Origin of the sequence: Bacillus sp. FSL P4-0334, from assembly GCF_038004825.1 — a bacterium.
GTDB classification, from domain to species: domain Bacteria; phylum Bacillota; class Bacilli; order Bacillales; family Bacillaceae; genus Bacillus; species Bacillus velezensis.
The window spans coordinates 3,979,249-4,003,012 of record NZ_JBBORX010000001.1 but is presented as its reverse complement, the minus strand read 5'-3'; the positions used below and the strand labels follow the sequence as shown (position 1 = coordinate 4,003,012).

Here is a 23,764-nt window from a genome sequence, read left to right as displayed (position 1 = left end):
ATGAGTGCGAAAAAAGTGTACGGATTTCTGACACAAGCATTTATTTTTGCCGTAATTATGCTCATATCTAATGGGATTGCAGCGATTGTCCCCATTCCTATACCCGCTTCCGTAGTAGGTTTGGTGTTATTATTTGTCCTCTTATGCCTGAAAGTGATTAAGCTTGAACAAGTAGAAACGCTGGGAACATCATTAACGTCACTGATCGGATTTTTATTTGTCCCGTCGGGCATCTCCGTGATGAATTCACTTGGCGTCATGCAGCAGTACGGCGTGCAGATCGCACTCGTCATTTTACTCGCCACCATCATTCTGTTAGGGGCGACGGGCCTTTTTTCTCAGCTGATCTTGTCTGTCAGCCAAAAACGTCAGAAGGCAGCCCCTGAAAAACAAACGGTGCGCCGTTCCAATCAGGAAAAAGAACTTGTGCAGCATTAGGAGGGAAATCGGATGAGTCCATATTTCGGTATTGTCGTTTCACTTGCGGCCTTTGGCATCGGCACGTATTTATTTAAAAAAACGAGAGGCTTTTTCCTCTTCACCCCGCTGTTTGTCGCGATGGTGCTTGGAATCCTTTTTCTGAAGCTCGGCGGTTTTTCATATGAAGATTATAAAAGCGGGGGAGACATTATTAAATTCTTCCTGGAGCCCGCGACGATCGCTTTTGCGATCCCTTTATACAAACAGCGTGACAAACTGAAAAAATACTGGTGGCAGATCATGTCTTCTATCATTGTCGGCTCTATCTGCTCAGTCACGATTGTCTATTTGATCGCAAAAGGCATTCATCTTGACGCAGCCGTTATGAAAAGCATGCTTCCGCAGGCGGCGACAACGGCAATTGCCCTTCCGCTGTCAAAAGGAATCGGCGGCATCACCGACATCACCGCTTTCGCCGTTATTTTCAACGCCGTTATCGTCTATGCTCTGGGCGCTCTATTCTTAAAATTGTTTAAAGTGAAACACCCGATCTCTAAGGGACTGGCTCTCGGCACATCAGGACACGCACTCGGTGTTGCGGTCGGTATTGAGATGGGGGAAGTAGAAGCGGCAATGGCAAGTATCGCGGTTGTCGTCGTAGGAGTGGTGACGGTGCTGGTTATTCCGGTATTCGTTCAGCTCATCGGAGGATAAACCCGGATCATAGACCCGGGTTTTTTTATTGTGTTGGCACGTCCGCGTGCGGCAAAGAACGAAATTTCACATTTTTCCTTGCGCTCACAATGGCATCGTGTTAAAATGAAAAAGTTGATCCGGAGAAGTCATTCTTGACTAATGATCCGGTATTGTGTAGAATAGTTATTGAATTGAATATAAATCACAAGCAGAGGCACCCGCTTCTCACCTGATTGACACATTCATGTAGTTGGCAGGTTGACCGTACATTTTTATTTATGCAGATGTTCGTAGTGTGGGTGTGTTGTCATGCCCGCACTTTTTGTTTGCCTGCAGAATGCAGTCAACAAGCGTTGTGAATCAATTCGAAGAAACTATGGAGGTGGCTCATTATTAGCAAAGATCAATTGGTTAATGAGGGTATCCGTGCACGTGAAGTTCGTCTGATCGGACAAAATGGCGATCAGCTCGGCATCAAGTCCCGTCAGGAAGCACTTGAAATCGCCGGCCGCGCAAATCTTGACCTTGTGTTAGTTGCAGCAAATGCAAAACCGCCTGTCTGCCGCATCATGGACTACGGTAAGTTCAGATTCGAGCAGCAGAAAAAGGACAAAGAAGCACGCAAAAATCAAAAAATCATTAACTTAAAAGAAGTTAGATTAAGTCCGACGATCGATGAGCATGACTTTAACACGAAATTGCGCAATGCGATTAAATTCCTTGAAAAAGGCGATAAAGTGAAAGCTTCTATCCGCTTTAAAGGGCGCGCAATCACTCATAAAGAAATCGGCCAGCGCGTATTGGACCGTTTCTCTGAAGCATGTGCGGAAGTTGCGACAGTCGAAACAAAACCAAAAATGGACGGCCGCAGCATGTTCTTAATGCTCGCGCCGAAAAACGAAAAGCAATAAGGAGGAAATCCCATGCCAAAAATGAAAACTCACCGCGGATCTGCTAAACGTTTTAAAAAGACAGGTTCTGGGAAGTTAAAACGTTCTCATGCATACACAAGTCACTTATTCGCCAACAAATCCCAAAAGCAAAAGCGTAAGCTTCGCAAGGGTGCTATTGTGAGCGCAGGAGACTTCAAACGCATCAAACAACAGCTTGCCAACATCAAGTAATCGGACAAGGAACAATTAGGAGGGAAATATAATGCCAAGAGTAAAAGGCGGAACTGTGTCGCGTCAGCGTCGTAAAAAGGTTCTTAAATTAGCAAAAGGTTATTTCGGTTCAAAACATAGATTATACAAAGTAGCAAACCAGCAGGTCATGAAATCAGGAAACTATGCATTCCGTGACCGCCGTCAGAAAAAACGTGATTTCCGTAAGCTTTGGATCACTCGTATCAACGCTGCTGCACGTATGAACGGTCTTTCTTACAGCCGTTTAATGCACGGTCTTAAGCTTTCAGGCATCGAAGTAAACCGCAAAATGCTTGCTGATCTTGCTGTAAACGATCTTACTGCTTTCAATCAGCTTGCTGATGCTGCTAAAGCTCAGTTAGACAAGTAAGTTGAAAAAGCCGCTCTCTTTCCGGGAGCGGTTTTTTTACGTAAAGGGTGACAATCAATGGCTCTCCTCATTTACGCCGTGTTGATAAACGGATACGGCTTTTGGATCATGGGCGCTGATAAAAGAAGAGCAAAGGCGCACAGGTGGAGAATATCAGAGAAACGAATATGGCTCACAGCCGCCATGTTCGGCTCACTCGGCGTATGGATCGGCATGCGCACCTTCAGGCATAAAACGAAACACAAATCCTTTTTATACGGGGTGCCGCTGCTTTTTCTCATTGAAGCCGCCCTTGTGCTGATGTATTTGATGTATAAAACATAAAAAGCAGGAGAGCTTATCGCTCGCCTGCTTTTTTCGCTTTTTTGATGGGCTGGTCCCAATCAATCTTGCAATTCGGATACCGCTCCAATACCTTTTTTTCGACTTCTTCAAAATCACCTGCAGAAAAGCGGTTCAGCTTTTCCGGATTTTCGGTCCATACAAATATCGTATGAATAAACAGCGGATGATCTTTGGAAGGGATATGCTTTTCTCCTTCAAAGAGCACTCCTTTATAAGTAAGCTGGAGATTTTTTCGCGTGTTTTTCTGTTCGTCAATAAAATAAAAATTCTCTTTTGATTGCGCCAGTCTGAGCCTTCTTTTCGGGTTTGCGTAGAATTTGACGCCCATGTAAATAAAATAAATAAGAAGTGCAAGCAAGACAATCCTCAATACTGTAATGGCCATATGTGTGAAGGCACCTCCTCACCTTTGTCATGATCTGATGTAATACGAAAAACAAAACAAAAGGTTTCATTTTTTTAAAAGAATAGATAAAAACATTTACCCGTTTTTCAGGCGAATTAATCGTATGCTTCAGCATTGGTTTTGTATAATAAGAAGGGTAGTGAAAAAAAGGAGGTTTATTGATGACAAAATTAGATGAAACGCTCACCATGCTGAAAGCGTTAACGGATGCAAAAGGGATACCGGGAAATGAGAGAGAAGTAAGACAAGTGATGAAATCATACATAGAACCATTTGCTGATGATGTCACAACAGACCGGCTGGGAAGCTTAATCGCCAAAAAAACGGGCAAAGAAAACGGTCCGAAAATCATGATCTCAGGGCATTTAGATGAAGTCGGTTTTATGGTGACGCAAATCACTGATAAAGGCTTTCTCCGCTTTCAAACCGTCGGCGGCTGGTGGTCTCAGGTCATGCTGGCCCAGCGCGTCACCGTCGTGACAAAAAAAGGGGACATCACGGGGATCATCGGTTCGAAACCGCCTCACATTCTGCCTCCTGACGCCAGAAAAAAAGCCGCCGATATTAAAGAGATGTTCATCGATATCGGGGCGTCCAGCCGTGAAGAAGCAATGGAATGGGGCGTTCTTCCGGGTGACCAGATTGTGCCGTATTTTGAATTTACAGTGATGAACAATGAAAAGCATTTATTGGCAAAAGCATGGGACAACCGTATCGGCTGCGCGATTGCCATCGATGTATTAAAAAATCTGAAAAACAGCGATCATCCGAATGAAGTATACGGGGTCGGAACGGTTCAGGAAGAAGTCGGGCTTCGCGGGGCGAAAACAGCGGCACATACGATTCAGCCTGATATCGCGTTCGGTGTGGATGTCGGAATTGCCGGAGATACACCGGGAATTTCTGAAAAAGAGGCACAAAGCAAAATCGGCGAAGGGCCGCAAATTATTCTGTATGACGCGTCAATGGTATCTCACAAAGGGCTGCGCGACCTTGTCGTGAACACGGCGGAAGAAGCGGGAATTCCTTATCAATTCGATTCCATTGCCGGAGGGGGCACGGATTCAGGTTCCATTCATTTAACCGCAAACGGAGTGCCGGCGCTGTCCATTACGATCGCGACGCGCTACATTCACACTCATGCCGCTATTTTGCATCGGGATGATTATGAGAATACGGTAAAATTGATCACAGAAGTGATTAAAAAATTAGACCGGGAAACGGTTGACCGTATTACTTATCAATAAAGATACGGAAGAATCTGCTTTTTTAAGCAGATTCTTTTTTTTGTCTGTACAAATATGAGCCCTGCGTCTACAATAAGAGAAGACATAGAAAAATCTGACAACACGTTTTTGAAAGCGCTTTAAAAAAGGGGAGGGTTTACAAATGAAAAACAGATTCAGACGCATGATCCGCTTTTCATGCGCAGCCGTTACAGCCGGTCTGCTGCTGATGTCTTCATCTCCGGCATCTGCCGCGTTTTGGGGGGCATCAAATGAATTGCTTCACGATCCGACAATGGCGAAGGAAGGAAACACGTGGTACGCTTTCGGAACCGGTTTGGAAGGGGAGAGGGGGCTTCGCGTCTTAAAGGCGGGCAGCGGCGGCGTATGGACCGTTCAGAAATCAATCTTTACTTCCCCGCTGTCATGGTGGGGCAATTATGTGCCGAATTACGGGCTGAATCAATGGGCCCCCGATGTTCAATATTTTAACGGAAAGTATTGGCTGTATTATGCCGTTTCTTCATTCGGCAAAAATACCTCCGCGATCGGTCTTGCATCATCTACAAGCCTCAGTTCGGGAAACTGGAAGGACGAAGGGCTCGTCATCCGTTCAACAAGCGCCGATAACTACAATGCAATTGATCCGGAGCTGACAATTGATAAAGACGGAAACCCTTGGCTTGCCTTCGGTTCTTTTTGGAGCGGCATTAAGCTGACAAAGCTTGATAAAAATACAATGAAACCGACGGGATCACTTTATTCCATCGCTGCCAGACCGAATAACGGCGGAGCTTTGGAAGCGCCGGCCATCACCTACCAGAACGGCTACTATTACTTAATGGTGTCGTTTGATAAATGCTGTTCAGGCGTGAATAGTACGTACAAAATCGCTTATGGAAGATCCAAAAGCATCACCGGCCCATATCTCGATAAAAGCGGGAAAAGCATGTCAGAAGGCGGAGGAACGATTCTTGACTCCGGCAATGACCGCTGGAAAGGCCCGGGCGGCCAAGACATTGTGAACGGGAATATTTTAGTGCGTCATGCGTATGATGCCGAAAACAGCGGAATTCCGAAGATGCTCATCAATGATATTGATTGGAGTTCAGGCTGGCCTTCCTATTAATTGATCAGCCGGGCATGTGTGTCCGGCTTTTTTACTTGCAATAAAAGATTGACAGTTTGATTCCTCCTTAACTATAATAAAATTGTTCGTACAAATAAAAGGATAAAAGTTTTATATTTTATATTCGTACGTATATTTTTAAAAATGCAAGCGCTTTATTTTGATGGGAAGGGGAAATGAATGTGCTTCAGAACAAAGAATATGAATTTTGGTTTGTAACGGGAAGCCAGCACTTATACGGAGAGGAAACGCTGCAGCTTGTCGATAAACACGCAAAGGGGATATGTGACGGCCTCAGCGGGGTGTCATCAAGATACAAGATCAGGCATAAACCGGTTGTCACGTCATCTGAAACGATCAGAGAGGTTTTGCGGGAAGCGCAGTATCAAGAAAACTGTGCCGGGGTCGTGACGTGGATGCATACATTTTCCCCTGCGAAAATGTGGATTGAAGGTCTTTCCGCTTTTCAAAAGCCGATGCTTCATCTTCATACCCAGTATCATCGCGACATCCCGTGGGAAACGATTGATATGGACTTTATGAACAGCAACCAATCCGCTCACGGAGACCGGGAATACGGGTATATCCAGTCAAGAATGGGGCAGACGAGAAAAGTCATCGCAGGCTATTGGGATGATGAGGAAGTCAAACATGACATTTCGCAATGGATGAACACTGCTGCCGCCTGGAATGAAAGCAGGAATATTAAAGTAGCCCGGTTCGGCGACAATATGCGGAATGTGGCGGTTACTGACGGAGACAAAGTCGGCGCCCACATCCAATTCGGCTGGCAGGTTGACGGGTACGGAATCGGCGATCTTACCGAGGTGATGAACAACGTCACCGACGCAGAAATTGAGGCGCTTTATGAGGAATACGACAAATTGTATGTCATCAGCGACGAAACAAAACGGGATGAAGCAAAAGTTGCTTCCATTAAAGAACAGGCGAAAATTGAACTCGGATTAACGGCCTTTCTCGAACGGGGCGGATATACAGCGTTTTCGACCTCCTTTGAAGTTTTGCACGGAATGAAGCAGCTTCCGGGACTTGCCGTTCAGCGTCTCATGGAAAAAGGGTACGGATTTGCCGGCGAAGGCGATTGGAAAACGGCTGCCCTTGTGCGAATGATGAAAATAATGGCGGACGGAGAACAAACCTCCTTCATGGAAGATTATACGTACCATTTTGAACCGGGGCGTGCGATGATTCTCGGATCACATATGCTTGAAGTATGTCCGACGATCGCCCTTGATCAGCCGAAAATCGAAGTCCATCCTCTCTCAATCGGAGGGAAGGAAGATCCGGCCCGGTTGGTCTTTAACGGAATCGGCGGTTCAGCCATCATCGCCAGCATCATTGATATCGGCGGGCGATTCCGTCTCATTCTGAATGAAGCAGAAGGCAGGGAAATTGATCATGATATGCCGAATCTCCCTGTGGCGCGGGTGCTGTGGAAGCCGGAGCCATCGCTGAAAACAGCTGCGGAAGCATGGATTTTGGCGGGAGGCGCCCATCATACTTGTATGTCTTTCCGGCTTACGGCTGAACAGATGCTTGACTGGGCTGAGATGGCAGGCATTGAAAGCATCTTTATTTCCCGCAATACCGAAATACATGAGCTGAAAAAAGAGCTGAAATGGAATGACGTATTATACCGGTTGGGAGGGAATTGATATGGCGTATACGATTGGTGTTGATTTCGGCACATTGTCCGGCCGGGCGGTGCTTGTCAATGTCCGCACGGGCGAAGAGATCGCGTCTGCGGTAAAAGAATACACTCATGCCGTCATCGACCGCACGCTGCCGAAGACGGGTGAAAAACTCCCTCGGGACTGGGCGCTTCAGCATCCTGCCGATTATATCGAAGTTCTGGAAACGGCGATTCCGAACCTGCTTCAAGAGGCGGGCGCTGATCCAAAAGACGTGATCGGCATAGGAATTGATTTTACCGCCTGCACGATTTTGCCGATAGACGTCGCGGGGCAGCCGCTTTGTATGCTGCCGGAATTTGAACGGGAGCCCCACAGTTATGTGAAGCTGTGGAAGCATCATGCGGCTCAAAAACATGCAGACCGTTTGAACACGATTGCCGAAGACACAAAAGAAACATTCCTTAAAAGATACGGCGGTAAAATTTCTTCTGAATGGATGATCCCGAAAATCATGCAAATCGCGGAAGAAGCGCCGCATATATACAAGGCGGCAGATCGGATTGTGGAAGCGGCAGACTGGATCGTCTTTCAATTGTGCGGTTCATTGAAGCGAAGCAACTGCACGGCCGGCTACAAAGCAATCTGGAATGAGGAGACGGGGTATCCGCCGGATCATTTTTTCGAAAGGCTCAACCCGTTAATGAAAACGATTACAAAGGATAAATTAAGCGGCACCATTTATTCAGTCGGGGAAAAGGCAGGAGGTTTGACCGAAAAAATGGCGGAGCTGACCGGGCTTCTGCCGGGGACGGCCGTTGCCGTCGCCAATGTCGACGCCCACGTGTCAGTGCCCGCGGTCGGTATTACAGAGCCGGGGAAAATGCTGATGATTATGGGAACGTCTACCTGCCATGTGCTGCTCGGCGAGGAAGAACATATCGTCCCCGGTATGTGCGGGGTCGTCAATAACGGCATCTTGCCCGGATATGCGGGATATGAAGCGGGACAGTCCTGTGTCGGCGACCACTTTGAATGGTTCGTCAAAACGTGCGTTCCGAGAGACTATGAGAAGGAAGCTGAAGATAAACACATAGACATTCACGAGCTGCTCAGCAAAAAAGCAGCTGAACTTGTTCCGGGGGAAAGCGGCCTTCTCGCGCTTGACTGGTGGAACGGAAACCGGTCAACCTTGGTGGACGCCGATTTGACGGGCATGATGCTCGGCATGACGCTGCACACGAAGCCGGAAGAAATCTACAGGGCATTGATTGAAGCGACGGCGTTCGGAACGAGGATGATTATCGAAACGTTTCGGGAAAACGGCGTTCCGGTCGAGGAGCTTTACGCAGCCGGAGGAATCGCTGAGAAAAATCCATTTATCATGCAAATTTATGCAGACGTCACAAATATGGACATTAAATTATCCGGTTCTCCGCAGGCGCCGGCACTGGGCTCCGCGATTTTCGGAGCGCTCGCCGCGGGACGGGAAAACGGGGGATACTCCAATATTGCTGAGGCTTGCGCACATATGGGGAAATTAAAAGACGGCTCTTATGTCCCGAATCGGGAAAGAGCTGAGATTTATGACAGCTTATATACGGAATATAAAGAGCTCGTACACCACTTCGGCAAAGAAAACAATGTCATGAAACGCCTGAAAGCCATTAAAAACCGTGATTTTGCGAAAGGGGGAAGCCGCCATGCTTGAAGCGTTAAAAGAAGAAGTGCTCGCTGCCAATCTGAAGCTTGAGGAACATAACCTTGTCACGTTTACATGGGGGAATGTCAGCGGCATCGACAGAGAGAGCGGGAGAATCGTCATTAAACCGAGCGGTGTCGATTACAGTGAGCTGACCGCTGACAAACTGGTCGTCCTGAATGAGGACGGAGACATTCTCGAAGGCTCGCTGAAACCGTCTTCTGACACGCCGACCCATCTTTATCTGTATAAAGCGTTTCCGGCTATCGGCGGAATCGTTCATACGCACTCCCGCTGGGCGACGAGCTGGGCGCAGTCCGGAAGAGACATACCCGCTCTCGGAACGACTCACGCGGATTACTTTGAAAGCGCTATACCCTGCACGAGGGAAATGTATGAAGAAGAAATTGTGAAAGATTACGAATATCATACAGGCAAAGTCATAGCCGAAACTTTTCAAAACGAACCGTATGAACAAAATCCGGGTGTCCTCGTCCACAGCCACGGCCCGTTCTGCTGGGGAACGGACGCGCTGAATGCCCTGCATAACGCCGTTGTGCTCGAAACGGTAGCGGAAATGGCCTACCATTCGCTTATGCTGAACAAACAGCTCAGTCCGATCGACAGAGTGCTGCATGATAAGCATTTTTACAGAAAACACGGGGCGAATGCTTATTATGGCCAAACTTGACGCAGCCGGGTTTCTGATTGATTTAGACGGAACCGTATTCAGGGGGCGGGAGCTGATTGACGGCGCAAAAGAAGCCGTTCATACCCTTCAGTCACTGGGCAAAGCCGTGGTCTTTTTAAGCAACCGCGGCAACCTATCAAGAGCAATGTGCCGAAAGAAACTGCTGGGTGCCGGTATCCGCACGGATGAACGGAGCATCGTGCTGTCCTCCAGTGTGACGGCATCATTTTTAAAGAAGCATTATCCTTTGTCAAAGGTGTGGGTGTTAGGAGAGAAAGGGCTGACTGATGAACTCGCTTTAGCGGGTGTCGCCCTGGCGCAAAACCCGCAGGCGGCAGACTGGCTTGTCATCTCCCTGCATGAAACCGTCACCTATGAGGATCTGAATCTCGCTTTTAAGGCGGCTTCCTCCGGCGCGCGCATCATCGCCACGAACCGGGACCGCTCCTTTCCGAATGAAGGCGGCCATGCCATGGATGTCGCGGGAATGATCGGGGCCATTGAAGCATCCGCCGGAGCAAAAACGGAGCTTGTCATCGGCAAACCTTCTTGGCTGATGGCTGAGGCGGCATGTGAAGCGCTCGGACTTCCCCCTGAGGAATGCGCCATTATCGGAGACAGCCTCGAATCTGATATCGCAATGGGCAGCCTGTACGGGATGAAAAGCGTATTGGTTCTGACGGGGTCGGCCAAACTTGGGGAGCCCCGTCTATATGAACCTGACATCGTCCTTGATTCTATTAAAGACCTGACAGAATTAGCGAAGGAGGGAATCCTTTTATGAAACGTTCTCCTGAGGACATTCAATCCGAGTTTGACAAGGAAGGGGCCAGCCGCTCACCGATTCAAATAGAAGATATCGTGATCGGGGCGAATGCAAAAGAAGAGCTTCTCAGATTTCTGCAAAAAAAATGCTGGAATCATCCGGTCATCGTCTGTGACCGGAACACGTACGAGGCGGCGGGGCGTCTGCTTGCGGACGAATTGAGGGCAGGCGGGATCAAAGCGTCAAAAGTCATTATTCCGGAGCATGAAGCCGGGGCCGCCGCGGCTGATGAGAGGACATTGGTCTATACGCTGATCAATCTCGCGGAAGAGACGGATGTCATCATTGCGGCCGGTTCAGGAACGATTCACGACATTACGCGGTTTGCCGCCTGCCAGCGCAGATTGCCGTTTATCTCATTCCCCACCGCTCCGTCAGTCGACGGTTTTACGTCGGCGGGAGCGCCGCTCATATTAAACGGAATCAAAACGACGATTCAAACGAAAGCGCCGATCGCCTTATTTGCGGATACGAATGTATTAAAAGAAGCGCCCCGTTCAATGACAGCCGCGGGCTTCGGAGACATGCTCGGAAAAATAACATCGCTGGCAGATTGGGAGATTTCCCGCAGGCTTGCGGGTGAGCCGTACTCAGAAGCCGGGGCGAAGCTTGTGAAAGACGCGCTTTGGCAGTGCATTGATCACCGCGCTGCCATTGCCATGGGAACGGAGGCCGGCATTCAGATACTGATGGAAGCGCTGATCGTTTCGGGTCTTGTCATGCTTGCGCTTGACCACTCCCGCCCCGCCTCAGGAGGAGAACATCACATCTCGCATTGGATTGAGATGGAAATGCTGAAGGCAAAACAGCCTCCGATTCTCCACGGTGCGAAGGTCGGCTGTGCGTGCGCGGTGCTGAGTGATATTTACAAAGAACTGGCTTGTCACGAAAAGCTTGCTGAACTGCCGCCGCACTTTCGCGAGGCGATTCAATCTGCATATGAAGGGCTTCCCGACGGCAAGACAATTGCCGGGTGGCTCGCATCTGCGGGAGGTCCCGCCTGTTTCGATGAGATCGGTGTAAAACAGGACCTTGTCAGCGATGCGCTTAAGCATGCGCACACACTGCGAGACCGTTATACCGGTTTAACCATCATAAATGAAAATGCAGCGCTCTTTGCACATCATTTGCATCAATAGCCGTACGGCCTAATGTGGAAGGGGTAATGACATGAAAAAAACGACCGCTGTATGTTTGGTGCTGATGATGCTCTTCTTGTTTACCGCCGGCTGTTCACAAGAACGGACTGCCGGCCGGCCGGGAGAAACGGAGCTGACGTTCTGGACGTTTAACGGTCTGCACGAACAGTTTTATCAGGAAATGGTCAAAGAATGGAATCAGAAATATCCGGATCGCAAAATCAAGCTGAATACCGTTGTTTATCCTTATGGACAAATGCATGATAATTTATCGGTTTCGCTGATCGCGGGTGAGGGGCTTCCCGATATAGCCGACGTGGAATTAAGCCGGTTCTCGAACTTTCTGAAGGGGAAGGATATCCCGCTTGCCGATCTGACGCCGCTGATTGAAAAAGACCGCGATAAGTTTGTGGAAGCGCGTCTGGCCTTATACAGCAAAAACGGAAAATTGTACGGCCTTGATACACATGTGGGGACGACCGTCATGTTTTACAACATGGATATCATGAAAAAAGCGGGCGTTGATCCCGCCTCCATTAAGACATGGGAAGATTACCGGCGGGCAGGGAAAAAAGTGCGTGAAGCCGCTGGGAAACCGATGGGAACGGTTGAAACAAACGACTCCGCCACATTCCTATCCATGATTTCGCAGCAAGGGTCAGGCTACTACAGCAAAAACGGAAAATTGATTCTGAACAGCAAGACGAATACAGACACACTGAATTATGTAAAGGACATGGTAAATGATAAAACCCTTCTGCCGGCTCCCGGCGGCGGCCATCACAGCGAAGAATACTACGGTTTTATGAATCAAGGCGGGGCAGCCTCAGTGCTGATGCCCATTTGGTACATGGGACGGTTTATCGATTATATGCCTGATTTAAAAGGAAAAATGGCGATTTACCCTATGCCGGCCTGGAAAGAAGGCGGTGACAGATCAGCGGGTTTAGGCGGAACAGCCACCGTCGTGCCGAAGCAGGCTGAACATCTGAAGCTCGCGAAAGAATTTCTCGGTTTTGCGAAAGGTTCGAAGGAAGGGAATATAAAGCTTTGGACGGTGCTCGGCTTTGACCCGCTCCGCTGGGACGTGTGGGATTCAAAAGAATTGAAGGAGAAAAACAAGTACACGGATTTCTTCCGGAACGGTACGTCAATTTTTTCCTCGCTCCTTGAAATAAAAGATGAGATCAATCCGATTTATCTGCATGAAGACTTCTCTAAAGCGGCTGATCTCGTTGTCAGACAAGTGCTGTTCGATGCGCTGAAGACGCAGGAAAAAACACCTAAGGAAGCCTTGGACGAGGCGGCAGAGCAATTAGAGAAATAGGAGAAGCCGCCCTATTTAACAGTGAAAGCGGGGGAGCTTTTATGAGACCTGTAAAGACAGAGACAGCGCAAACCGTTTCTGCAGTCCGGAAGAAGCCGCGCCGGCGCAATGTGCTGTATTCAAAAAAAGCGGCGCCTTATCTTTTTACGGCGCCATTTATCATTTCGTTTCTCGTTTTCTTTTTGTATCCGATTATCAGCGTGTTTATCATGAGCTTTCAACGGATACTGCCGGGAGAAATTACATTTGTCGGGTTTTCCAATTATACCGCTCTTCTTAATCCAACCTTTTATACGGCATTATTTAACACATTGGAATATACCTTCTGGACGCTGATCGTGCTGATTCCGGTGCCGCTTCTTTTGGCGGTGATTCTGAATTCGAAGCTCGTCAGGTTCAGAAATGTGTTTAAATCGGCTCTGTTTGTACCGGCTTTAACATCGACGATCGTAGCGGGGATTATTTTCCGTCTGATGTTCGGAGAAATGAATACGTCGCTTGCAAACGAGCTGATGATGAAGCTTGGCGCATCACCCCAAAACTGGCTCAACAACAAAGGTACCGGCATGTTTTTAATGGTGCTGCTTGCGTCATGGAGGTGGATGGGGATTAACATTCTTTACTTTCTGGCGGGATTGCAAAACGTGCCAAAAGAATTGTATGAAGCGGCTGAAATTGACGGGGCGAGTACGTGGAAAAAGTTCCGGCATATTACCCTTCCATTTTTAAAGCCAGTGTCCGTTTATGTGTTAACGATCAGTATTATCGGCGGTTTCAGAATGTTTGAGGAAAGCTATGTGCTTTGGCAGAATAATTCCCCGGGCAATATCGGCCTCACGCTTGTCGGTTATTTATATCAGCAGGGGCTTGCATACAACGAAATGGGGTACGGGGCCGCAATCGGAATTGTCCTTTTGCTTGTCATCTTACTAGTCAGTCTTGTTTCACTGAAACTGTCCGGTTCGTTTAAAGGGGAGGGATAAGCGTTGCGTAACAATCACATGTTTTCCGTGTACAGAGTCGCGTTTACCTTGTTTTTTATCATGCTGAGCCTGTTGTATATCTTTCCGATGATCTGTCTATTGCTCGGTTCTTTAAAGCCGTCATCTGAGCTTATGCGCATCGGGCTGAATCTGCGCCTTGATCCGGATGTGATGAGCCTTGATAACTACACCTATTTGTTCAACGGGGGGAGCATTTATTTTAAATGGTTTTTTAACAGCCTGCTGCTCGGTGTTCTCACCACGGTTCTCACGCTGTTTTTTTCCTCTTTGATCGGCTACGGACTCGGTGTCTACGAATTTAAAGGCAGAAATATTATTTTCGTTCTTGTGCTGATCATTATGATGGTGCCTCTTGAAGTGATGATGCTTCCGTTGTTCAAATTGACGGTGGGTCTTCATTTGATCGATTCTTATACTGGGGTGATTCTGCCGTTTATTGTGTCGCCTGTCGCCGTGTTCTTTTTCCGGCAATATGCGCTCGGACTTCCGAAGGATCTGCTTGATTCAGCGAGAATGGACGGCTGCACCGAATTCGGCATTTTTTTCAGAATTATGGCGCCGCTCATGAAACCGGCATTCGGGGCAATGATCATTCTTCAATCTTTAAACAGCTGGAATAACTTTTTATGGCCGCTGATCGTGCTTCGGTCGAAAGAAATGTTTACGCTTCCAATCGGACTTTCAGGGCTGCTGAGTCCGTACGGCAACAACTATGACATGCTGATTTCCGGGTCCGTTTTTGCGATACTGCCGGTGATCATCATATTCTTGTTTTTCCAAAAATACTTCATTTCCGGACTCACAGTAGGCGGAGTGAAGGGATAGAGAGAGGGAGGAAATATAATGAAAAAAGCGGGGATTACAGCAGATAAAGAATATATCATCGGTGAAGTGGACAAACGGATGTACGGATCATTTATAGAACATATGGGCCGGGCGGTGTATGAAGGCATTTATGAGCCCGGACACCCGAAAGCCGACAAGGACGGTTTCAGAACAGACGTGCAGGAGTTAATCAAGGAATTGCAAGTGCCGTTCATCCGCTATCCGGGAGGGAATTTTCTCTCGGGCTACAATTGGGAAGACGGCGTCGGGCCGGTGAAGGACCGCCCGCGGAGGCTTGATTTGGCATGGCAGACGACAGAAACGAACGAAGTAGGGACGAATGAATTTTTAACGTGGGCGAAAAAAGTGAACGCCGAAGTGAATATGGCGGTCAATCTCGGGACGAGAGGGATCGATGCCGCCCGGAACCTCGTCGAATACTGCAACCATCCTGAAGGGTCATACTGGAGCGACTTACGAAAATCGCACGGATATGAAAAACCTTACGGCATCAAAACATGGTGCTTAGGAAATGAGATGGACGGCCCTTGGCAGATCGGTCATAAAACGGCGCATGAATACGGACGGCTCGCCGCTGAAACGGCAAAGGTGATGAAATGGACGGACCCGACGATCGAATTGGTGGCTTGCGGAAGCTCAAACAGCGGCATGCCGTCCTTCATTGAGTGGGAGGCCGAGGTGCTTGAGCATACGTACGAGCATGTGGATTACATCTCACTGCATACGTATTACGGCAACCATGAAAATGATCTTGAGAACTATTTGGCGAAGTCGATGGATTTAGACCATTTTATTAAATCCGTCACAGCCGTATGTGATTATATGAAAGCGAAAAAACGCAGCAAAAAAACGATTCACCTTTCTTTAGATGAATGGAATGTGTGGTATCACTCAAATGAAGCGGATAAAAAAGTGGAGCCATGGATTACGGCCCGGCCGATTCTTGAAGACATCTACAATTTTGAAGATGCGCTGTTGATCGGTTCACTGCTGATTACCATGCTGCAGCATGCGGACAGACTAAAGATCGCCTGTCTCGCCCAGCTTGTCAACGTAATTGCGCCTATCATGACCGAAAAGGGCGGAGAAGCATGGAGGCAGCCGATCTTTTACCCTTACATGCACGCCTCTGTCTACGGGAGAGGGACTTCAATGAAGCTGCTGGTCACCTCCCCGAAATACGACTCAGCGGATTTTACGGATGTGCCGTATGTTGATGCCGCGGCCGTTTACCATGAAGAGGATGAAGCACTGACCATTTTTGCCGTCAACAAAAGCAAGGAACTGATGGAAACGGAGATCAAGCTGAGAGGGTTTGAAGATTACCGCATTATTGAGCATATCGTGCTGGAGCATCAGGATATGAAAGCGACCAATCAAAAAAACAGAAAAGAAGTCACGCCTCACTCAAACGGAACGTCTTCGGCAAATGCTGAAGGGATAACGGCTCATTTTACTCCGCTGTCCTGGAATGTCATCCGTTTATCAGGCAAATAATGTTCCGAAAAGCCGGGCTGCGCCGCCGGCTTTTTTTTACGCAAAAATCATCTCCCGTTATCTGATAATTGTGATAATATTTAGAAAAAGAGAAAAGGGGCTGGGATTAAATGAATGCGATTACAATCGTCATAGCGTCTATATGTATTCTGGCGATCGCCTATCGGCTTTACGGTACCTTTATGATGGTCAAAGTATTAAAAATCAATGATCAGACACCGACTCCGGCCCATGTGCTTGAGGATGGGAAAGATTATGTGCCGACGAATAAGTGGGTGTCATTCGGCCACCACTTCGCGGCAATCGCCGCTGCCGGCCCGCTTGTCGGACCGATTCTGGCAGCTCAGTTCGGCTATCTGCCCGGGCTTTTATGGCTGTTAATCGGGGCGGTGATCGGAGGAGCCGTGCACGATATTGTCGTATTGTTTGCATCAATGCGGAAAAACGGGAAAACGCTTTCTGAAGTCGCCAAAGAAGAGCTCGGCCCGGTGGCGGGTTTTTGCACGGGTCTCTCGATGCTGTTTATCATTACGATCACGATGGCGGGGCTGTCCATGGTTGTGCTGCACGCGCTTGAGAAAAACCCGTGGGGAACGTTTGCGGTGGGGATTACGATTCCGATCGCGATGGGGGTCGGCCTCTATTATAAAAAAACGGGCAATCTCAAACTCGCATCAACTGTCGGGTTTCTTTTGGTAATGGCCGGTGTTGTCATCGGGCCGCGGCTGCAGACAACGGCTCTCGGGGACATGCTGACACTGGATGCGAAAACGCTTGCAGTGGCGCTTCCTGTCTATGCGTTTTTCGCCGCGGCGCTTCCGGTTTGGCTCTTGCTGGCTCCGCGTGACTATTTAAGCAGTTTTATGAAAATCGGGGTTTTTGCCGCTTTGATCGCAGGCGTCTTTTTCGTCAATCCCGCCATTAAATTTCCGGCCGTAACGGAGTTTATTCACGGCGGAGGGCCGGTGATCGCGGGTCCTGTCTGGCCGTTTATTTCAATAACGATTGCCTGCGGCGCCATTTCGGGCTTTCATGCATTTGTCGGTTCCGGCACAACGCCGAAAATGCTGGATAAATGGAGTGATATAAAGCCGGTTGCTTTCGGAGCGATGCTTGTGGAATGTCTCGTCGGAATTATGGCGCTCATTGCAGCTGCCGCTCTTGAGCCCGCCGACTATTTTGCTATTAACAGCACGCCTGAAATATTCCGCACCCTCGGGATGAATGTCGTCCATCTGCCTGAATTGAGTAAAGAAATCGGGCTCAGTCTGGAAGGAAGAACGGGCGGCGCTGTTACGCTTGCCGTCGGAATGACGTATATCTTTACGGAGATTCCGTTTTTCAGTCATTTGGCTTCATACTTTTTTCAATTCGTCATTATGTTTGAAGCGGTGTTTATTTTAACGGCGATTGATGCGGGAACCCGTGTCGCCCGGTACTTGATTCAAGAGTTTTTCGGAGAGGTCTATAAGCCGCTGAAAAAAACAGACTGGCTGCCGGGCTCGATTTTCTCAAGCGCGCTCGCCTGCCTGCTGTGGGGCTATCTTCTGTGTTCGGGCGACATCAGCTCCATTTGGGCGCTGTTCGGCGTATCCAATCAGCTTATGGCGTCTGTCGGCTTAATTATCGGTGCGACCGTCGTATTAAAAATAGCGGATAAGCGGCGCTATATGCTGACATGCCTGATTCCTCTCGCTTATTTGTACGTGACCGTCAACTATGCGGGTTATTGGATGGTGCGGTATGTGTATTTGAACCCCGAAGCGGCGGGATACAACGTGCTGAATGGCGTTTTATCCATTATCATGCTCATTCTCGGGCTTGTGATTATCATTGCGGCTGTGAAAAAATGGGCGAATGTATGGCGTGATCCGAGTGCCAGACTGGAAGCTTCAATACCCGGATAAATCCGCGGCCGTCCGAACATTGCAGCATCATAAAAAAGCAGAGAGCCGATATGTCTCTCTGCTTTCATCTTATGACAAATCCGCCGCTTCCAAAAGGTAATCCGCCAAATGAACCGCGCGGACACGGCCTGTTAATCCTTCGCGTAAAATGCCGAGCTGCATTTGCAGAAGGCATCCGGGATTGGCTGTCACGATGACGGCCGCCTCCGTTTTTCCGGCGGCTTTCATCTTACTGTCTAATATTTTCATAGACATCTCTGACTCTGTTATATTATAAATTCCCGCCGACCCGCAGCAGCTGTCGGCCTTTTCCATTTCTCTGTACTCAGCCCCTTTAATGCTTTTCAAAAGCGTGCGCGGTTTCTCTGACGTATGCATCACATTGCGGAGATGGCAGGAGTCCTGATATGTGACGATATGAGGAGACTGCGCCCGCAGGTTTTTTTGATGGAACTTCAGATCAACCAGTACGGATGAAAAGTCTTTGAGCTTCCGGACGAATTGTTCGGCACGTTCCGCCCATCCAGGTTCATCTTTCAGTAAATGCGGATATTCCTGAAGAAAGGCGCCGCATCCGCCGGCGTTTGTAATGATATAATCAGCGTCAAGCGCCTCAAAAGCCGCGATATTCCGCTTGGCCAGTTCTTTTCCCATCTCTTTTTCTCCGCTGTGCCCGTGAAGCGCGCCGCAGCACGCCTGGCCGTCCGGAACCGCGATTTCACACCCGGCCGCCTGTAAAAGCGCCGTTGTCGCATGATTTGTCGCTAAAAACATCGTATCCATTAAGCAGCCCGAGAAAAAAGCGGCCCGTTTTTGGACGGGACCCGCGGCAGGAAGAAAACGCGGCCTTTCCTTCATGTCTTTCCGTTTCGGGGCGGGCGGGAGCACTTGTTCCATTGTGCGCAGATGTTCAGGCAAAACGCGCAGCATACCGGTTTTTCTGACGGCGGTCTGCAGTCCTGATCTTTGGTATATTCCGAGAAGATTCACGGCTGTCTGCATGCGGTTTTGATGAGGGAAAAGCCCGGTGAAGGCGGCTTTCCGCAAGAGGCGCACGCCCGGCTTATGTTTTTTATTTTGATGAATGATATCCCTCGCTTCTTCAAGCAGCTGTCCGTAATTGACCCCTGCCGGACAAACGGGCTCGCATGCCCGGCATCCGAGACACAGCGAAAGTGAGCGCTCGACATCTTCATCCGGCTCGATCAGTCCGTCAGTGACGGCTTTCATCAGGGCGATCCGGCCGCGCGGCGAATGGGATTCTTGAAATCCCGATTCAATATAGGTCGGACAGGAAGGAAGGCAGAAGCCGCAGCGCATACAGTTCAGCAATTCACCTTCATCCATGCGGGTTTTGAATTCTGTTTGAATTTGTTGCTGCTCTTTAGCCGTTGTCATTTCATCACCACCACGCGTTTCCTTGATGAATTGGCGAATATTTTTCCCGGATTCAGCAGATTTTGGGGATCAAGCGCTTGTTTGATCGCTTTCATGGCGGTGATGCCTTCTGTTTTCAGTTTCATTTCTAAATACGGCGCTTTTACGATGCCGACCCCGTGTTCACCCGTTATCGTCCCGCCCAGCTCAATCGCTTTTTCAAAAATGGCGGCAAAAGCTTTTTCGACACGTTCCATCTCCTCTGTATTTCGGATATCGGTGGTGCACGTCGGATGGAGGTTGCCGTCTCCGGCATGGCCGAATGTGCAGATGGACAGGCCGTATGTTTCTGCAATCTCGTTAATGGCTTTGACCATGCTGGCAATTTGTGATCTCGGCACGGTCGCATCTTCCAGAATCGTTGTCGGTTTCAGCCGGGCAAGGGCTGATAATGCGGACCGTCTGGCCTCTGTAAGCGCGAATGCCTCTTCCTCGGTTTCAGCCGTTTGGACGGATACGGCGGCTCCGTTTTTACAAATCGCTTCGATTTTTTCCATATCTCGTCTGACCGTGTCGATGTCACCGTCCTGTTCGATCAGCAGCACCGCTTTTGCGTCGGTCGGAAGCCCGATCTTGGCGTAATCTTCAATGACCTGCAGTGTCGGCTGATCAAGAAATTCGAGTGTCGCCGGAATGATTTTTTCAGCGATGATGGCAGAAACCGATTCCGCAGCCGCTTCAATATGTTCATAGAGTGCAAGCAGCGTTTTTTTCGTTTCCGGCTTCGGAACCAGCTTTAAAGTCGCTTCCGTCACAACGCCGAGCGTCCCTTCTGATCCGACGAAAAGCCGGGTCAGATCATAACCGGCGACATCCTTTGTCAGCTTTCCTCCTGTGCGGATGATATCGCCTGAAGCCAATACGGCTTCAAGGCCGAGGACATAATCCCGGGTGACGCCGTACTTCAAACCGCGCAGCCCGCCGGAATTTTCATTAATATTCCCGCCGATTGTCGATATTTTCATGCTGCTCGGATCAGGCGGATAAAATAAACCTTTTTGTTCAACCGCACGGATCATATCTTGCGTAATCACGCCCGGCTGGACGGTTGCCGTCAAATTTTCTTCATCGATTTCTAGAATGCGGTTCATATGTTTGAATAAAAGCACAAGCCCGCCTTCAGACGGACATGTGCCGCCGCATAAGTTTGTGCCTGAACCCCTCGGCACGATCGGAATGTCATGCCTGCTGCAAATCGTTAATATACGGGACACGTCATCCGCGCTGCGGGGGGCGATTACCGCATCCGGCATGGCTTGCAGCTGAGGAGCCGCATCATAAGAATACACAAGACGGCCCGCCGCCGAATCATCATAATTCTCCTTCCCGACCGTCCGGATGAACGCTTCTTTTGCCTCTCGTGAAATCATGTTCTCCCAACCTCCCTGATAAGAAAAGCGTTTTCATTTAATTGTAAAGAAAAACGATTCCGCACACTATGGAGAAACATATGAAAAATGATGATATGATTACGTGATTTTTGTATGTTGATCTAAAAAGCGCAGCGCCAAATAAAAAGCCGTTATGTCTTCAGGGCGGTCCAGCTTCATATTTGTCAGTGATTCCAGTTTGGAAAGACGGTAGCGCAATGTGTTGATATGAATATGCATGTCGTCGGCGGTGCGCTTTAACGATAATTGCCGGTCGAAAAAGGCGCGCAGCGTATCCAGAAGTTCTTCCCGGCCGAGTACATGCTCGAGAACCCGCCGTGAAAATTCCGACCTCGTGCGGGGTGTGATATCGGCAAGACACATATCCAGTTTTAAATCTTCTTCAAAGACGGCCTGCTTGTCACCGATTCCGGCTGAAAGTGCTTTATCTGCCTGTTCGTATGATTCCGTGAGGCGCTCTCCCGGAACGATCCGTCCGATGCCAGCGGTGACAGGCTGCCCAAAAACGGCGCCGATCTTTTTAATGAGCTGTGTTTTGGAAGCCGAATTTGCTTCATGATTAATGAGAATGCGTTCATTTCCCCAGCGGACAAACAGGTCTTCAGGGCATTCGTACTGCCAGAGCCGCCCGAGCTCCTCCACTTTATATTGCTCATAACGGCCTTGAATGAGTATGATCCGGCGGTATGCATGAAGGTCTGCGCCGATGAGCTTTGCTTTTTCTAAAAAGCCCGGAGACCATTCTTTCAGCTGCAGCCAATCAACCATAAAGGATTCAAGCATTCTCGCACGCCACTGCGCTTCTTCCATATGGCGCGTTTCTTTAATAAACAGCTCCGTCATTTTTCTGAGCAATTCTCCGAAAGGCAGGATATCGTCAGGGTCTCCTGTCAGGCCGAATACTCCGATCACTTCATGGCCTGAAAAAACGGGGAGGTTCAGTCCTGCTTTTACGCCCTCGAGCCGTTTTTCATCTTCTTTCGTAATGATGACATTCCGTTTTTCGCGCGCGCAGATCAGTGCGCCTTCATGAAACCATCCGGCGCGCGCCTCGTTGGTGCCCGCGATGATCATCCCTTTTGTATCGGCAATAATCACTTCGCGGCTGTACATATGTTTGACTTCGGCAATCAATTTCTTTGCCAGTTCCGGCTGTAACTGCATGGCGATCCCCCTCGCCATTATTATACAAAAAAAAACCGGGTGTCCCATCACCCGGTTCATGCTTATTGCGCAGGTTTTAATCCGCCTTCAAGTGTTTTGAGCATTTCATTTTTTTCTGAGTCCGACGCATGCTGCCAAAGAACTTCGAATAAGACGCCGAGACCCGGAAGCATTTTTTCTTCACCGCTTTGGATGGCGTCAACGATAGTATGCTCCAGCTGATCCTGGTTATTGCCGGTTACATTGGCAATAACGGCGTTGCGTAAATTAAGATCCATTACAACCGCTCCTTTTTCTGAATGTGATACGCATATTCTTACCGCGCACGCGGTTTATTATGTGCTGTTCTTAAGATATAATAACAACATGCATGAAAAAAGGAGAGCACAGACATAAAGTGAAACGAATCGACTCTGCAAAAAACCAAAAAGTGAAGGACTGGAAAAAACTTCACACAAAAAAAGAGAGACTTAAAACGAATACATTTCTGATAGAAGGAGAGCATCTGGCAGAAGAAGCGCTCAAATCAAAGGGAACGGTAAAAGAAATTCTCGTAAACGATGAGAGCGCCATCCCGGCCGATCTGGACATGAGCATTCCGTGCTACGTGCTGAGCGAAGACGCGTTTTCAGCCGTGACGGAAACAGAAACGCCGCAGCGGATCGCCGCGGTCTGCCATATGCCGGATAGGCAGCCTGATCAGCTGAAGCGGCTGCTTCTGATTGATGCCGTGCAGGACCCGGGGAATTTAGGAACAATGATCAGAACGGCAGATGCGGCGGGAATCGACGCCGTTGTCCTTGGTGAGGGAACAGCAGACCCGTACAATGGAAAAACGCTGCGTTCAGCACAAGGTTCTCATTTTCATATTCCCATTTTGAAACGTCCGCTTGATGAGTTTACCGCTGAGCTGAAATCACAAGGCGTCGCGATCTACGGCACGGCGCTTGAAAACGGTGCGGCTTATCAAAGCGTGAAGCCTGAAGAATCGTTCGCGTTAATCGTCGGGAACGAGGGGGCGGGAGTGGACGCCGGCCTTCTGCAAAAAACGGATCTCAACCTGTACGTTCCGCTGTACGGGCAGGCGGAATCGCTGAATGTGGCGGTAGCGGCCGCCATCCTCGTTTATCATCTCAGAGGATAGGTTGCGAAAAGCCTTGGATTTCACTATAATAGATAGCAATAATGTAAAAACCGTGACAGAGGACGTCAATTTTTGCACACACTGCCTTCCAGGGAGAAAATGCCGCTGACTGAGAGCATTTTTATCGCAGCACAGAAATTGATTTTCACCTCTCGAGTTGTCACCGGGACCGCGCCAAACGCGCGTAAAGGTGAACCGGAACGATCGTTTCCGTTATGTCAATGAAGCTGTCGGCAGATGAAGTCTGCCTTAAAAAGGGTGGTACCGCGGCCACAACTCGTCCCTTCTCTCAAGGGGCGG

Annotated in this window: 24 protein-coding genes and 1 other annotated feature; of the genes, 19 read left to right on the top strand and 5 right to left on the bottom strand. The window is 48.9% G+C overall.

Annotated elements, in window-relative coordinates; translation table 11 throughout:
• The 6 genes from lrgA to NSQ37_RS20110 all read left to right on the top strand — a co-directional run bounded on the left by lrgA (position 1) and on the right by NSQ37_RS20110 (position 2,955).
• Positions 1–438, top strand: a complete 438-nt coding sequence (lrgA, locus tag NSQ37_RS20135; protein WP_007408092.1) for an antiholin-like murein hydrolase modulator LrgA — start codon at positions 1–3, stop codon at positions 436–438.
• A gap of 12 nt (positions 439–450) precedes the next feature.
• On the top strand, positions 451–1,134 hold the full coding sequence (gene lrgB, locus NSQ37_RS20130) for an antiholin-like protein LrgB (RefSeq protein ID WP_007408093.1): 684 nt from the start codon (positions 451–453) through the stop codon (positions 1,132–1,134).
• A 182-nt stretch (positions 1,135–1,316) separates the two neighbouring features.
• Positions 1,317–1,447: a sequence feature (ribosomal protein L20 leader region), on the top strand.
• 58 nt (positions 1,448–1,505) lie between these two features.
• Positions 1,506–2,027 (top strand): translation initiation factor IF-3, encoded by a 522-nt coding sequence (gene infC, locus NSQ37_RS20125; RefSeq protein WP_071543361.1) that lies wholly within the window; start codon positions 1,506–1,508, stop codon positions 2,025–2,027.
• Between the two features lie 12 nt (positions 2,028–2,039).
• The gene (gene rpmI / locus NSQ37_RS20120; protein WP_003152493.1) at positions 2,040–2,240 is read left to right on the top strand and encodes a 50S ribosomal protein L35; all 201 of its coding nucleotides are present in this window, start codon (positions 2,040–2,042) and stop codon (positions 2,238–2,240) included.
• Between the two features lie 31 nt (positions 2,241–2,271).
• Positions 2,272–2,631, top strand: a complete 360-nt coding sequence (gene rplT, locus NSQ37_RS20115; protein ID WP_007613019.1) for a 50S ribosomal protein L20 — start codon at positions 2,272–2,274, stop codon at positions 2,629–2,631.
• A gap of 57 nt (positions 2,632–2,688) precedes the next feature.
• Positions 2,689–2,955, top strand: coding sequence for a DUF1294 domain-containing protein (locus NSQ37_RS20110; RefSeq protein ID WP_341124587.1), 267 nt, complete (start codon positions 2,689–2,691; stop codon positions 2,953–2,955).
• A 13-nt stretch (positions 2,956–2,968) separates the two neighbouring features.
• Here NSQ37_RS20110 and NSQ37_RS20105 read toward each other — a convergent pair whose 3' ends face one another.
• A complete protein-coding gene (locus NSQ37_RS20105; protein ID WP_007408095.1) occupies positions 2,969–3,361 on the bottom strand; it encodes a hypothetical protein in 393 nt (130 codons plus the stop codon).
• A 182-nt stretch (positions 3,362–3,543) separates the two neighbouring features.
• Between NSQ37_RS20105 and NSQ37_RS20100 the strand changes: the two genes are divergently transcribed.
• From NSQ37_RS20100 to cstA, 12 genes are all read left to right on the top strand, one after another.
• Complete coding sequence (locus NSQ37_RS20100) at positions 3,544–4,629, top strand: M42 family metallopeptidase (protein ID WP_007408096.1); 1,086 nt, start codon at positions 3,544–3,546, stop codon at positions 4,627–4,629.
• A 142-nt stretch (positions 4,630–4,771) separates the two neighbouring features.
• The gene (locus NSQ37_RS20095; protein WP_012118149.1) at positions 4,772–5,737 is read left to right on the top strand and encodes a glycoside hydrolase family 43 protein; all 966 of its coding nucleotides are present in this window, start codon (positions 4,772–4,774) and stop codon (positions 5,735–5,737) included.
• Positions 5,738–5,919: 182 nt separating this feature from the next.
• A complete protein-coding gene (gene araA, locus NSQ37_RS20090) occupies positions 5,920–7,413 on the top strand; it encodes an L-arabinose isomerase (protein WP_022552845.1) in 1,494 nt (497 codons plus the stop codon).
• Position 7,414: 1 nt separating this feature from the next.
• Positions 7,415–9,100, top strand: coding sequence for a ribulokinase (gene araB / locus NSQ37_RS20085; protein ID WP_341124584.1), 1,686 nt, complete (start codon positions 7,415–7,417; stop codon positions 9,098–9,100).
• A complete protein-coding gene (gene araD / locus NSQ37_RS20080; RefSeq protein WP_003152509.1) occupies positions 9,093–9,782 on the top strand; it encodes an L-ribulose-5-phosphate 4-epimerase in 690 nt (229 codons plus the stop codon). Before araB ends, araD begins: the two co-directional genes overlap by 8 nt.
• On the top strand, positions 9,760–10,566 hold the full coding sequence (locus tag NSQ37_RS20075) for an HAD-IIA family hydrolase (protein ID WP_371136942.1): 807 nt from the start codon (positions 9,760–9,762) through the stop codon (positions 10,564–10,566). Before araD ends, NSQ37_RS20075 begins: the two co-directional genes overlap by 23 nt.
• Positions 10,563–11,747: a sn-glycerol-1-phosphate dehydrogenase gene (locus NSQ37_RS20070; protein ID WP_341124582.1), complete on the top strand. Its 1,185-nt coding sequence runs from the start codon at positions 10,563–10,565 to the stop codon at positions 11,745–11,747. The genes NSQ37_RS20075 and NSQ37_RS20070 overlap by 4 nt, the downstream gene beginning before the upstream one ends.
• Before the next feature lie 31 nt (positions 11,748–11,778).
• Entirely contained in the window at positions 11,779–13,074 is a 1,296-nt protein-coding gene (locus NSQ37_RS20065; protein WP_012118143.1) for an ABC transporter substrate-binding protein, read from the top strand.
• A 41-nt stretch (positions 13,075–13,115) separates the two neighbouring features.
• Positions 13,116–14,057, top strand: a complete 942-nt coding sequence (locus NSQ37_RS20060; RefSeq protein WP_007408105.1) for a carbohydrate ABC transporter permease — start codon at positions 13,116–13,118, stop codon at positions 14,055–14,057.
• A gap of 18 nt (positions 14,058–14,075) precedes the next feature.
• Positions 14,076–14,903: a carbohydrate ABC transporter permease gene (locus NSQ37_RS20055; protein WP_007612991.1), complete on the top strand. Its 828-nt coding sequence runs from the start codon at positions 14,076–14,078 to the stop codon at positions 14,901–14,903.
• Between the two features lie 18 nt (positions 14,904–14,921).
• On the top strand, positions 14,922–16,421 hold the full coding sequence (gene arfA, locus NSQ37_RS20050; protein ID WP_012118142.1) for an arabinosylfuranosidase ArfA: 1,500 nt from the start codon (positions 14,922–14,924) through the stop codon (positions 16,419–16,421).
• Between the two features lie 110 nt (positions 16,422–16,531).
• Complete coding sequence (gene cstA / locus NSQ37_RS20045; RefSeq protein WP_253612809.1) at positions 16,532–18,328, top strand: carbon starvation protein CstA; 1,797 nt, start codon at positions 16,532–16,534, stop codon at positions 18,326–18,328.
• A 69-nt stretch (positions 18,329–18,397) separates the two neighbouring features.
• Here cstA and NSQ37_RS20040 read toward each other — a convergent pair whose 3' ends face one another.
• From NSQ37_RS20040 to sspI, 4 genes are all read right to left on the bottom strand, one after another.
• Positions 18,398–19,726, bottom strand: a complete 1,329-nt coding sequence (locus NSQ37_RS20040) for a (Fe-S)-binding protein (RefSeq protein ID WP_253612810.1) — start codon at positions 19,724–19,726, stop codon at positions 18,398–18,400.
• Complete coding sequence (glcD, locus tag NSQ37_RS20035; RefSeq protein ID WP_015417962.1) at positions 19,723–21,135, bottom strand: glycolate oxidase subunit GlcD; 1,413 nt, start codon at positions 21,133–21,135, stop codon at positions 19,723–19,725. Before glcD ends, NSQ37_RS20040 begins: the two co-directional genes overlap by 4 nt.
• A 99-nt stretch (positions 21,136–21,234) precedes the next feature.
• Positions 21,235–22,320, bottom strand: coding sequence for a CdaR family transcriptional regulator (locus NSQ37_RS20030; RefSeq protein WP_253612811.1), 1,086 nt, complete (start codon positions 22,318–22,320; stop codon positions 21,235–21,237).
• A 62-nt stretch (positions 22,321–22,382) separates the two neighbouring features.
• On the bottom strand, positions 22,383–22,598 hold the full coding sequence (gene sspI, locus NSQ37_RS20025; RefSeq protein ID WP_003152527.1) for a small acid-soluble spore protein SspI: 216 nt from the start codon (positions 22,596–22,598) through the stop codon (positions 22,383–22,385).
• 119 nt (positions 22,599–22,717) lie between these two features.
• Between sspI and NSQ37_RS20020 the strand changes: the two genes are divergently transcribed.
• Positions 22,718–23,464: a TrmH family RNA methyltransferase gene (locus NSQ37_RS20020; RefSeq protein WP_059367992.1), complete on the top strand. Its 747-nt coding sequence runs from the start codon at positions 22,718–22,720 to the stop codon at positions 23,462–23,464.
• Positions 23,465–23,764 lie beyond the last annotated feature (300 nt).